Raw genomic sequence first — 12,683 nt, forward strand, 5'->3', positions numbered from 1 at the left:
GCCCTCGTCGCGAGCAAGCTCCCTCCCACGAAGACCGCGGCGGTCAGACGATGGAATACATTCCTGTGGGAGGGAGCTTGCTCGCGACAGAGCCGGATCGATTGCAAACAGGCCACAGGCTGTCCGCCTGCGACATAACACCACGCTCGACCTTGGTCGACAAAGACGAACGCCGGGCGGCGTGCGAGACTGCGCGTTATTCAGAATTCCGGAATTTGCCATGTCGCTGTCCAGCGGGCTGATCGCTGCCGTCGCCCTTGCCTATATGGCCATCATGTTTGCCATCGCCTTCTATGGAGACCGCTACAGCGCCAACCTGCGCCCGACGCTGCGCGCGTGGGTGTACAGCCTGTCGCTGGCGGTGTACTGCACCAGCTGGACGTTTTTCGGCGCGGTCGGCCAGGCCGCCGAGCAGCTCTGGTCGTTCCTGCCTATTTACCTGGGTCCCATTGTGCTGATGTTGTTGGCGCCCTGGGTGCTGCAAAAAATGGTGCTGATCAGCAAGCAGGAAAACATCACCTCCATCGCCGACTTCATCGCTGCCCGCTACGGCAAGTCCCAGCCGCTGGCCGTGATGGTCGCGCTGATCTGCCTGATCGGCATGCTTCCCTATATCGCGCTGCAGCTCAAAGGCATCGTGCTGGGGGTCAACATTCTGATCGGCGCGCTGGCGGACTCGACCGGCACCCGCGCCCAGGACACGGCGCTGGTGGTTTCCGTGGTCCTCGCACTGTTCACCATCGTCTTCGGCGCGCGCAATCTGGATGTCACCGAACACCATCGCGGCATGGTGCTGGCCATCGCCTTCGAAGCGTTGGTCAAGCTACTGGCGTTCATGGCGGTCGGGGTGTTCGTGACATTCGGCCTGTATGACGGCTTCGATGACCTGTTCAACCAGGCAATGCTCGCCCCGAGGCTCGAAGCCTACTGGAAGGAAACCATCAACTGGCCCTCGATGATCGTGCAGACCGGCGTGGCGATGATGGCCATCGTGTGTCTGCCACGGCAGTTCCACGTGACGGTGGTGGAGAATATCGAGCCGCAGGACCTGAACCTCGCCAAGTGGGTGTTTCCGATCTACCTGGCGCTGGCCGCACTGTTCGTCGTGCCCATCGCCCTGGCGGGCCAGATGCTGTTGCCGGGCAGCATGCTGCCCGACTCTTTCGTCATCAGCCTGCCGCTGGCCCATGCGCATCCGTCGCTGGCACTGCTGGCATTCATCGGCGGCGCTTCGGCGGCCACCGGCATGGTGATCGTGGCCTGCGTGGCGCTGTCGACCATGATTTCCAACGACATGCTCCTGCCCTGGCTGCTGCGCCGCAAGAACACCGAGCGCCCGTTCGAGGCATTCCGCCACTGGATGTTGTCGGTGCGCCGGGTCAGCATCGTGGTGATCCTGCTGTTGGCCTACGTCAGCTACCGCATGCTCGGTTCGACCGCGAGCCTGGCGACCATCGGCCAGATCGCATTCGCCGCAATCACCCAACTGGCACCGGCCATGTTCGGCGCGCTGTACTGGAAACACGCCAACCGCCGGGGCGTATTCGCAGGGCTGGCCGCGGGGATCTTCATCTGGTTCTACACCCTGGTGCTACCGGTGGCCGCCACCGGCATGGGCTGGTCGCTGGACAACTTCCCGCTGCTGTCCTGGCTGCACAGCAATCCATTCAACCTGCCGATCACGCCAATGACCCAGGGCGTGGTGCTGTCGATGGCCGGCAACTGCACCCTGTTCGTCTGGGTGTCGATGCTGTCTCGCACGCGGGTTTCCGAACACTGGCAGGCCGGCCGTTTCATCGGCCAGGAGACGCATAACTGGGGACTGACGCGGCCGATGCTGGCGGTGCAGATCGAGGATCTTTTAAACCTTGCCGCGCGATTCGTGGGCGAAGAGCGGGCGCGGCAGAGCTTCCTGCGTTTTGCCTATCGCCAGGGCAAGGAATTCAACGCCAGCCAGAACGCCAACGGCGACTGGATTGCCCACACCGAACGCCTCCTGGCCGGCGTACTGGGCACCTCCTCGACCCGCGCGGTGGTCAAGGCGGCCATCGAAGGCCGCGACATGCAGCTCGAAGACGTGGTGCGCATCGCCGACGAGGCCTCGGAGGTGTTGCAGTTCAACCGGGCGCTGCTGCAAGGCGCCATCGAAAACATCACCCAGGGCATCAGCGTGGTCGACCAGAACCTGCGGCTGGTGGCCTGGAATCATCGCTATCTGGAGCTGTTCAACTATCCCGAAGGCCTGATCAGCGTCGGTCGGCCGATTGCCGACATCATCCGCTATAACGCCGAGCGCGGGCTGTGCGGGCCGGGCGAAGCCGAGGTCCATGTGGCGCGCCGCCTGCACTGGATGCGCCAGGGCCGCGCCCATACCTCCGAGCGACTGTTCCCCAACGGACGGGTGATCGAACTGATCGGCAATCCGATGCCGGGCGGCGGTTTCGTCATGAGTTTCACCGACATCACCGCGTTCCGCGCCGCCGAGCAGGCGCTCAAGGGCGTCAATGAAAGCCTGGAACAGCGGGTCGCCGAGCGTACCCACGAACTGTCGCAGCTCAATCAGGCGTTGACCGAAGCCAAGGGCACCGCCGAAGCGGCCAGCGAATCCAAGACCCGCTTTCTGGCCGCGGTCAGTCATGACCTGATGCAGCCGCTCAATGCCGCCCGACTGTTTTCCGCGGCCTTGTCACATCAGGAAGACGGCATGTCCGACGAGGCTCGGCAGCTGGTGCAGCACCTGGACAGCTCGCTGCGCTCGGCCGAGGACCTGATCAGCGACTTGCTGGACATCTCTCGTCTGGAGAATGGCAAGATCACCCCGGAGCGCCAGCCCTTCCCGCTCAGCGCGCTGTTCGACACCCTGGGCGCGGAATTCAAGGCGCAAGCCCAGGAGCAGGGCCTGGATTTCCGGGTCAAGGGCAGTCCGTTACGCGTCGACAGCGACATCAAATTGCTGCGCAGGGTCCTGCAGAACTTCCTTACCAACGCCTTTCGCTACTCGAAAGGCCCGATCTTGCTCGGCGTGCGGCGACGCGGCGATGAGCTGAGTCTGGAAGTCTGGGACCGCGGCCCCGGCATTCCGGAAGACAAGCGCAAGGTCATCTTCGAAGAGTTCAAACGCCTCGACAGCCACCAGACCCATGCGATCAAGGGCATGGGCTTGGGATTGGCGATCGCCGATGGTCTGTGCCGGGTGCTCGGTCATCCTCTGGAAGTGCGTTCATGGCCCGGCCGGGGCAGCGTGTTCAGCGTTCGCGTTCCGCTGGCCAAGGCGCTGCCAGTGCCGGTAGAACTGCCGACGGAGATCAATCGACCCGCGCTCAATGGCACCCAGGTGCTGTGCATCGACAACGAAGACAGCATCCTCATCGGTATGAACAGTCTGCTGTCCCGCTGGGGCTGCCAGGTCTGGACCGCGCGAAGCCGCGAAGAGTGTGCGGCCTTGCTCGATAACGGCGTGCGTCCTCAGGTCGCGCTGGTGGACTATCACCTGGATGAGGGTGAAACCGGTACTGAACTGATGGTCTGGCTGCGCAAACGCCTCGGCCAGCCGGTACCGGGCGTGCTGATCAGTGCCGATGGCCGACAGGACCTCATCGATCAGGTCCACGCCGCGGGTCTGGATTACCTGCCCAAACCGGTCAAGCCGGCCGCCCTGCGCGCCCTGCTCAGCCGCCACGTAAGCTTGAGCTGACCGAGCACGAGTGGGCGCCAGAAAGAATCAGCCGAACAGCCAGTAACCCAGCAAGGTGAGTACGACAACGGCCAACACCGGGCGCAGCACCCGATAGGCCTTGGGATTGCTGCGCTTGAACTGTTTGACCTTGCCGCTGAAGGTGTCGCTGAACCGCTTGCTGGCAGCGTAGGCGCGGTTGATGCCGCCGACCCGTTCGTCATCGAGGTTCTGTGGTGCCGTGGCACGGCCCAGGAACGCGCTGACGCTGCGGTTGATGCGCGTCATCAGGCGGCTGCTCAACGGGCGTTCGATGTCGCAGAACAGAATCACCCGGGTCTGGGTGGTTTCGTTCTTGACCCAGTGCACGTAGGTTTCGTCGAACATCACATCCTCGCCATCACGCCAGGCATATTCCTGACCATCGACGAAGATACGGCAGTTGTCGGAGTTCGGCGTGGACAGGCCCAGGTGATAGCGCAGCGAGCCGGCGAACGGATCGCGGTGCGGGTTGAGATGACTGTCGCCCGGCAGCAGCGCGAACATCGCGCCCTTGACGTTGGGAATGCTGTTGACCAGTTCGACCGTACGCGGGCACAGCGCTTCGGCCGAGGGCAAGGCCTTGTCGTACCATTTCAGATAGAAGCGCTTCCAGCCTTTCTTGAAGAACGAACCGAAGCCAGCGTCGTTGTTCTTCTCGGCGGCCCGGATGTAGCCCTCGTCGAACAGGCGCATGGCCTCGTCGCGAATGGTTTCCCAGTTGTTCTTGAGCACATCGAGTTCAGGGAATTTGCTGCGATCCAGATACGGCCGTGACGGCACGCCGGAAAACAGATACATCAGGGCGTTGTAGGGCGCGAACAGCGCCGAATGATTCACGAACTGACGCAACAGCGGCAAGCGGGCCTTGCCGCGCAAGTGGACATAAAGCGTGCTGGCCAGGAAGATCATCAGGATTGATGCCTTGGCAGCAAATGAAAAGGACATGCAACTCTCCCTGGAACGGACAGATGGCGCACGGCGCGCGCCCGCTGTCACGATCAACGGCTGAAGAACGCCGCGCGCCTGTGTCAGGCGCGCGGCGGATCACGAAGAGCGCATCATAAACCCTTGGCGGACCCGCAAGAAGCGTCCGCGCACAAAGATGGCTTATTGCTGCAGTTCCTGTTCAGTAAACAGATCGCTGAACAGCATGCTCGACAGGTAGCGCTCGCCCGAATCGGGCAGGATCACGACCAGGGTCTTGCCCTGCATTTCGGGCTTCTCGGCCAGACGAACGGCCGCCGCCATCGCCGCGCCGCAGGAAATGCCGCACAGAATGCCTTCTTCCTGCATCAGGCGCAGCGCCATGGCCTTGGCTTCATCGTCGGTGACCCGCTCGACGCGGTCGACCAGCGACAGGTCGAGGTTGGCCGGAATGAAGCCGGCGCCGATGCCCTGGATCTTGTGCGGGCTTGGCTTGATCTCTTCACCCGCCAGCGCCTGACTGATGATCGGCGATGCATCGGGTTCCACGGCCACCGACAGGATCGGCTTGCCGGCAGTGTTCTTGATATAGCGGGAAACGCCGGTGATGGTGCCGCCGGTGCCCACGCCCGCGACCAGCACGTCAACAGCGCCGTCGGTGTCGGACCAGATTTCCGGGCCGGTGGTTTTTTCGTGGATGGCCGGGTTGGCCGGGTTGCCGAACTGCGCCGGCATGAAGTATTGCTCGGGATTGCTCGCGACCAGTTCTTCAGCCCTGGCGATCGCACCTTTCATGCCCTTGGCAGGTTCGGTGAGTACTATTTCCGCGCCCAGCGCCTTGAGCACCTTGCGTCGTTCTATGCTCATCGAAGCGGGCATGGTCAGCATCAGTTTGTAGCCACGGGCGGCGGCGACGAAGGCCAGCCCGATGCCGGTATTGCCCGAGGTCGGCTCGACGATGGTCATGCCCGGCTTGAGCCGGCCATTGCTTTCAGCGTCCCAGATCATGTTGGCACCGATCCGGCATTTGACCGAATAACCCGGATTGCGCCCCTCGATCTTGGCCAGAATGGTGACGCCTCTGGGCGCGATACGGTTGATCTGCACCAACGGCGTATTGCCGATGGAGTGGGCGTTATCTGCGTATATACGGCTCATGATCGTGTCCTTGTCCACATCCATTGAAACGCCAAGCCTATGCCCCCGGCCCGCATGCGTCCAGTCGCAGCGAACGGATCAGCACCTGTGCAGTCAACCTGTCATTGGAACTGGAGACCCACGCCATGAAACGTCGCTACAGTTGGCCACTTTGGACCCTGGCCACTCTCGTCGTATTGCTCATCGCCGCCCACATTGCGCTGCCCTACGTGGTGCGCAACTACCTCAATGACAAACTTGCCGACATGGGCGATTACCGGGGACATATCGCCGATGTGGACCTGGCGCTATGGCGCGGCGCGTACAAGATCAAAGGCCTGGAGATCGTCAAAGTGGACGGCAAGGTGCCGGTGCCCTTCGTCAAGGCGCCGCTGATCGACCTGTCGGTGAGCTGGCACGCGCTGTGGTACGACCATGCTGTGGTCGCCGAAGCGATCTTCATCGAGCCTGAGGTGAACTTCGTCGACGGCGGCAGCAACAAGCAGGCTTCCCAGACCGGTCAGGGCACCGACTGGCGCGATCAGGTGGAAAAGCTTTTGCCCATGACCCTCAACGAAGCGCGGATCAGCAATGGTCGGATCACCTTCCGCAACTTCAACTCCAAGCCGCAAGTGAATATCGAGGCCGACCGGGTCAACGCCAGCCTTTATAACCTGACCAACGTGGAAGACCTGGAAGGCAAGCGCGACGCGCGGTTCGAGGGCAAGGCGCGAGTGCTCGGACACGGCAATCTGGAAACCGCCGCAACCTTCGATCCGCTCAGCGATTTTCAGGATTTCGACTTCAACCTGCGGGTGACGGGCATTCAGTTGCGCCGACTCAACGACTTCGCGTCGGCCTACGGCAAATTCGACTTCAATGCCGGCAGCGGCGATCTGGTCGTGGAAGCCAAGGCGGACAGCGGCCGGTTGAGCGGCTACATCAAGCCGCTGCTGCGCAATGTCGACGTCTTCAACTGGGGACAGGACGTGGAAAACAAGGACAAGGGCTTCTTCCGCTCGATCTGGGAAGCCGTGGTCGGCGGAACCGAAACCGTGCTCAAGAACCAGAAGCAAAACCAGTTCGCCACCCGGGTCGACCTCAGCGGCAGCGTCAAGCAACAGGACATCAGCGGTCTGCAGGCCTTCCTGCAAATCCTGCGCAATGGCTTTATCCAGGCGTTCAATACGCGGTATGAAGGGAGTGGGGATTCCTGAGAGCACAAGGCCCTATCGCCAGCAAGCTGGCTCCTACAGGATTGCGGCGATCTCGCGTCCGTAGGAGCCAGCTTGCTGGCGATGAACGATAATGCGGTTTTCCCGAAACACCGCGTTGCTCGGTTTTGCTGCCGCTTCGCGACAGATCGCGGCTGAAGCCGCTCCTACGTCGGCGCACGATTTTGTAGGAGCCAGCGGGCGGCAATCCGTCTTGCTGGCGATCATCGCCAGCAAGCTGGCTCCTACAGCGAACTGACGCATAACGGCAGCGGAACGCCAGCGCATTACCGGCTATATTCGCACCATCCTTTTCCACCCATTTCGCGCCAGAGGTTCATCAATGAAGTTCGAAGGTACTCATGCCTACGTCGCCACCGACGATCTCAAGCTCGCGGTCAATGCTGCCATCACGCTGGAGCGGCCGCTGCTGGTCAAGGGCGAGCCGGGCACCGGCAAGACGATGTTGGCCGAACAACTGGCCCAGTCTTTCGGTGCGCGCCTGATTACCTGGCATATCAAATCCACCACCAAAGCTCATCAAGGTCTGTACGAATACGATGCGGTCAGCCGGCTGCGCGATTCGCAACTGGGCGTCGACAAGGTCCACGACGTACGCAATTACCTCAAGAAAGGCAAACTCTGGGAAGCTTTCGAAGCCGAGGAGAGGGTCGTTCTGCTGATCGACGAGATAGACAAGGCCGACATCGAGTTTCCCAACGACCTGTTGCAGGAACTCGACAAGATGGAGTTCTACGTTTACGAGACCGATGAAACCATCAAGGCCCGGCATCGTCCGATCATCATCATTACCTCCAACAACGAAAAGGAGCTGCCGGACGCTTTCCTGCGCCGCTGTTTCTTCCATTACATAGCGTTCCCGGACCGCCCTACCCTGCAGAAGATCGTCGACGTGCATTACCCCGGCATCAAGAAGGATCTGGTCAGCGAAGCGCTGGATGTGTTCTTCGACGTGCGCAAGGTGCCCGGCCTGAAGAAGAAGCCGTCGACGTCGGAACTGGTGGACTGGCTCAAGCTGCTGATGGCCGACGACATTGGCGAAGCCGTGCTGCGTGAACGCGATCCGACCAAGGCGATTCCACCCCTGGCCGGCGCGCTGGTGAAGAACGAGCAGGATGTGCAGTTGCTCGAACGCCTGGCGTTTATGAGTCGCCGCGGCAGCCGCTGACCGCGCTTCACCTTCGGAAAAGGCAAAAGCCATGCTGCTGAACCTGTTCAACGAAATGCGCGCCGCCAAGGTCCCGGTGTCCCTGCGCGAGCTGCTGGACCTGATCCATGCCCTCGAGCGTCGGGTCGTGTTCGCCGATATCGACGAGTTCTACTTCCTGGCCCGCACTATCCTGGTCAAGGACGAGCGTCACTTCGACAAGTTCGACCGGGCCTTCGGCGCCTATTTCAACGGCCTGGACAAGCTGGACGATCATCTGGAAGCCCTGATCCCGGAGGAGTGGTTACGCAAGGAGTTCGAGCGCTCGCTGACTGAAGAAGAACGCGCACAGATCCAGTCACTGGGCGGCCTCGACAAATTGATCGAGGCATTCAAGAAACGCCTGGAAGAACAGAAAGGCCGCCATGCCGGCGGCAACAAGTGGATCGGTACCGGCGGCACCAGTCCGTTCGGTTCAGGCGGGTATAACCCCGAAGGCATCCGCGTCGGCGATGCGGGCGAACGTCGTGGCAAAGCGGCCAAGGTCTGGGACCAGCGCGAATTCCGCAACCTGGACGATCAGGTCGAACTGGGCACCCGCAATATCAAGGTCGCCTTGCGCCGCCTGCGCAAGTTCGCGCGCCAGGGCGCGGCGGACGAACTGGACATCGACGGCACTATCGATCACACCGCACGGGACGCAGGACTGCTCAATATCCAGATGCGCCCCGAACGGCGCAATACTGTCAAACTGTTGCTGCTTTTCGACATCGGCGGCTCGATGGATGCCCATGTGAAAGTCTGCGAAGAACTGTTCTCCGCCTGCCGGACCGAGTTCAAGCACATGGAATATTTCTACTTTCACAATTTCATCTATGAATCGGTGTGGAAGAACAACTTGCGGCGCAATGCCGAACGCACTTCGACTCTGGACGTGTTGCACAAGTACGGGGCCGATTACAAAGTGATCTTCATCGGCGACGCCTCCATGGCGCCTTATGAAATCACTCAGCCCGGCGGCAGTGTCGAGCACTGGAACGAAGAGGCCGGCTACGTCTGGATGCAGCGCTTCAAGGCCAAATTCAAGAAGATCATCTGGATCAATCCCTACCCGAAAGACACATGGGACTACACGACGTCCGTGCATATCGTTCGCGACCTGATCGAAGACCAGATGTATCCGCTGACGCTCAGTGGACTGGAAGAAGGGATGAAACACCTGGCGAAGTAAGCAATCCGGCGCCTTTCTCGAAGCGCCCGTACGAATGGGTCGGACTGAGCACTGATAACAAACCGCTACCTATTGACAGCAACCCTTTCAGCTGATTACGTCTTAACAGTCAATCTAATTGACACTAAGGCGTAATGACTTACATGCAAACAAACAGTTATCCAAACAGCAAAATCGCTGAATTTGATTCAGCAAACGCTATTCTTAAAAGGAATTAAACTTGAGAACTCTTCACTGCAAATATCTTCTTCCAGCAATTTTGTTTTCACTAACAACAATCGGCCTCGGCGGCTCAGGGATTGGAAAGTCATATGCTAACGAAGCACCCGCCAACGACTCTCAACCTATTCGGCTCGCTGACCAACTCAACACTTTATCCGGAACACTTGCATCTGCCCAAGATGTAAAACATTACTCATTTACTGCGGTACGCGGACAACGAGTCATCATCAAGCCCATCAATTACTCAACGGAGTGGCCTTACGTAATCGAGTATAAATTGAACAATGACTGGCAAACGAAGCCAGGGCCAAGTGAGTATCTTAGCCCCCACTTAACGACTGGACAAACAGTGGAGCTGAGAATTTCCAGATCCCCTGGCAAGGTGATCCAGCCGGGTTCCCGTTTTGAGATATTGTTTGGCTCGGCACCGCAACTCAAGAACAGCGTTGTTTCTGGCGACGCGGGCGAGTTTCAGGTTCAGTTTGGCAAAAGTATTGCGTACCGCAGCATCAATTGGCGAACGCAGGTAGAGGACTCCAAAGGCCATCCCCTGTCCGGCGTCACGGTCGCTTTGGAAGTCAATGCCGACCAGGAGTCTGGACAGGGTCACATAGTCTCCGCTGGCACTAGCAACCGGTCGGGAATGATTTGGAAAACAGTCACCTTGCCTGACTGCCAGGGCCAGTACGCCCATGGACCATTCTGGATATGGCAGAATGGTGTCAGACGTGAGTGGATGCTCACCTACAACACCGGCTATTGGTTCATGTCTCCCACCGCAAATGAAGCAGGCGGCGTCGGGAGCAGGAACGGCGAGAAAGTGTCGCTTGTCAATCTTTGCAACAAGCACATGATCCGCTAGCCAATATATCTGACTATGCCCGCCAGCTGTCACGTAGAAGCTCTGCTCCCTATCCCGGTTTGACTTCAGAACTTGTGTAGAACCGGGCATAGGGGGCTTTCAATCCTGCTAGAGTACATCCTGCCAGGCTGGCGGCCAGTCGGGCGTAGGCCAGAGCCAGGCTCCGAATGTCCTCATTATCGTTAAGCAGCCTCGTAAGGCGGTTCTGCTGGATATCGGTCAGGGTCGCCTTTCCGGCGTTAGCTTTAAGAACTCCTGCTTCATCGACAGTAAAATCCGACTGACTGTCCCAGCCAGCAGTCACCTCCTCGAGCGCCTCAGTCGCAAGACTCACTGCATCGCTGAGTTTGTCTGCAACCGCCTCTGCCATGCAGCGCCGCCCGTTGATACGCGCTTGTTCGTAGATTTCTCTAAGACCCCAAGCCATGTAACAGACGCCTCCGTCGGTAGGCTGATCTCCCGTGTAGATCATGTCCGACTCATGATAGACCGCAGCTGGTCCAGGATCACTGAAGACCACTTGACAGGATGTCTCGGTTGCCTGATCGAGTTCACCTTCCCGTTTGGCCTTGTCATAGGCGATCTTCAATGCCTCTTTGTACGAGTACCGTTGATCGACGATGAGTGTGATATTCATGCCGGCATCCCTTGTGAGGTTATCTGAAAAGGATGTCGTCCGCCCCTAAAAATCCATAACCAGAGAAAAGCGTAAGACATTTCAGTTAAGGTCGTGAGAATTTGACTATGTGGATTATTATGATTACAGGTCTACAGCGCTTAATCTGATCGGAAGCAGATAACCCTCGGCCTCACCTGAAACCGACTAAAAAACCACGCACCTATAAATTTCGCCTAACCTCAATCTGGGCATATTAATGCTTGGCGCTGTAAGACTAACTGCCGCCCCCTATGCCGGGGCCTATGGATGGGCTTTATAAATGAGTACGGTCGGTATCATGCAGCCTTATTTCTTTCCTTATCTCGGTTACTTTCAACTTATTGCTTCGGTGGATTCCGGAATCGTCTTCGACATCGTCAAATACAAACGCAAAAGCTGGATGAACCGCAATCGTATCCTCAACGCCAGCGGCGGATGGCAGTACATCAACGTACCGGTCAAGGCATCGGAGGGTACGCTGATCAAGGATGCGGTGGTGATCGATCCGGTCGCCGCACAGCGGCTGATTCAGGGTCGGTTGCAGCATTATCGCAACAAGGCGCCGTTCTACAGAGAAGTGATGCAGCTGGTCGATGGGGTGTTCACCTCGACCCGCACCCCGGGCATCGGCGATCTGAATACGCGCTCAATCAGCGCGGTCTGCGAGTATCTGGATCTGGATTTCAACTGGTCGACCTGCTCACAGATGGAGCTGGACCTTCCGCCCATCGAGCACGCCGGGCAATGGGCGCTGGAAATCAGCAGCCGCCTGGGTGCGCGGCGTTACGTCAATCTTCCAGGCGGCAGGGAAATCTTCGTGCCTCAGGAGTGGGACAGCCGGGGCATCGAGCTGAGGTTCATTTCGCCCAGCTCGTTCGTCTATCCCACGCCGGCTTATTCATTCGAGGAAAATCTCTCGATTCTCGATGTACTGATGTGGAACCCGCCGCAACTCGTATCCCGCTACATCGAGGAGCATACGCGCGTCGTGCCCTGAACGAGGCTGCTCAGCGCTGAATCAACGCCAGTCCCGCTCGATCTGCGGCCTGCGGCGTCCGCCATGTATGACCCAGGCCAGGGTCAGGAACAGGGTTTCGATCAGCAGTGCCAGCAGCAGAGCGCAGACGATGCCCCAGGCGATCACTTCGGGGGCCAGCAGGACTTGCCAGGTATAACCGTTGAAGGTCTCGCGGCGAATCTCCGGGTCCGCCGCAGTGGCGACATGCCAGGCCCGTGCATACCAAGGGCCCTGCAGGCTCAGCCACTGACGTTCCAGAGCGTGAGTGCGGGTCAGCAGCGTCTCGATGTTGGTCGCATCCTGACGGAACACCGGGTCCTCGCTGCTGCGATAGTGCTGGATCAGCGCCTGGACATCGCCCTTGAAGAACTGCTGGGCGGTCGCATTGAACCCCTTGATGGCCTGCTGCGCCTCGATCAGGTGCGCCTCGACCCGCTTGCTGTAGTCACTGATGAAACCCGGCACTTGTACGCCTAACAACAGACCTGCGGTGAACAGGACGAGACGCAGATAACTTCGCAGCATGGAGATCCC

General features: G+C 59.4%; 11 protein-coding genes. 6 read left to right on the forward strand and 5 right to left on the reverse strand.

What is annotated here, in order from left to right; genetic code table 11:
- Positions 1-220: 220 nt before the first annotated feature.
- Positions 221-3,694, forward strand: coding sequence for a hybrid sensor histidine kinase/response regulator (locus TRP66_RS15125; RefSeq protein ID WP_333404095.1), 3,474 nt, complete (start codon positions 221-223; stop codon positions 3,692-3,694).
- A 27-nt stretch (positions 3,695-3,721) separates the two neighbouring features.
- On the opposite strand, the gene TRP66_RS15130 is transcribed toward TRP66_RS15125, so the two are convergent.
- Together TRP66_RS15130 and cysK are read right to left on the reverse strand one after the other, a co-directional pair.
- A complete protein-coding gene (locus TRP66_RS15130) occupies positions 3,722-4,660 on the reverse strand; it encodes an aspartyl/asparaginyl beta-hydroxylase domain-containing protein (protein WP_333404097.1) in 939 nt (312 codons plus the stop codon).
- 162 nt (positions 4,661-4,822) lie between these two features.
- Entirely contained in the window at positions 4,823-5,797 is a 975-nt protein-coding gene (cysK, locus tag TRP66_RS15135; protein WP_333404099.1) for a cysteine synthase A, read from the reverse strand.
- Between the two features lie 125 nt (positions 5,798-5,922).
- On the opposite strand from cysK, the gene TRP66_RS15140 reads away from it, so the two are divergent.
- Positions 5,923-6,993 carry a DUF748 domain-containing protein gene (locus TRP66_RS15140; protein ID WP_333404101.1) on the forward strand — a complete coding sequence of 357 codons (1,071 nt, stop codon included), beginning with the start codon at positions 5,923-5,925 and terminating at the stop codon, positions 6,991-6,993.
- Positions 6,994-7,026: 33 nt separating this feature from the next.
- Here the strand turns inward: TRP66_RS15140 and TRP66_RS15145 are convergent, their stop codons facing one another.
- Positions 7,027-7,227 carry a hypothetical protein gene (locus tag TRP66_RS15145; protein ID WP_333404103.1) on the reverse strand — a complete coding sequence of 67 codons (201 nt, stop codon included), beginning with the start codon at positions 7,225-7,227 and terminating at the stop codon, positions 7,027-7,029.
- Between the two features lie 106 nt (positions 7,228-7,333).
- Between TRP66_RS15145 and TRP66_RS15150 the strand changes: the two genes are divergently transcribed.
- From TRP66_RS15150 to TRP66_RS15160, 3 genes are all read left to right on the forward strand, one after another.
- Entirely contained in the window at positions 7,334-8,179 is an 846-nt protein-coding gene (locus tag TRP66_RS15150) for an AAA family ATPase (protein ID WP_333404105.1), read from the forward strand.
- A gap of 31 nt (positions 8,180-8,210) precedes the next feature.
- On the forward strand, positions 8,211-9,389 hold the full coding sequence (locus TRP66_RS15155) for a vWA domain-containing protein (protein ID WP_333404107.1): 1,179 nt from the start codon (positions 8,211-8,213) through the stop codon (positions 9,387-9,389).
- Between the two features lie 220 nt (positions 9,390-9,609).
- A complete protein-coding gene (locus TRP66_RS15160; protein WP_333404109.1) occupies positions 9,610-10,473 on the forward strand; it encodes a hypothetical protein in 864 nt (287 codons plus the stop codon).
- Positions 10,474-10,522: 49 nt separating this feature from the next.
- Here the strand turns inward: TRP66_RS15160 and TRP66_RS15165 are convergent, their stop codons facing one another.
- Complete coding sequence (locus tag TRP66_RS15165; RefSeq protein WP_333404111.1) at positions 10,523-11,110, reverse strand: hypothetical protein; 588 nt, start codon at positions 11,108-11,110, stop codon at positions 10,523-10,525.
- A 301-nt stretch (positions 11,111-11,411) separates the two neighbouring features.
- On the opposite strand from TRP66_RS15165, the gene TRP66_RS15170 reads away from it, so the two are divergent.
- Positions 11,412-12,128: a WbqC family protein gene (locus tag TRP66_RS15170; protein ID WP_333404114.1), complete on the forward strand. Its 717-nt coding sequence runs from the start codon at positions 11,412-11,414 to the stop codon at positions 12,126-12,128.
- A gap of 21 nt (positions 12,129-12,149) precedes the next feature.
- Here TRP66_RS15170 and TRP66_RS15175 read toward each other — a convergent pair whose 3' ends face one another.
- A complete protein-coding gene (locus tag TRP66_RS15175; RefSeq protein WP_333404116.1) occupies positions 12,150-12,674 on the reverse strand; it encodes a DUF2937 family protein in 525 nt (174 codons plus the stop codon).
- Positions 12,675-12,683 lie beyond the last annotated feature (9 nt).

The sequence above is a fragment of the Pseudomonas sp. JDS28PS106 genome (assembly GCF_036706555.1).
GTDB lineage: Bacteria > Pseudomonadota > Gammaproteobacteria > Pseudomonadales > Pseudomonadaceae > Aquipseudomonas.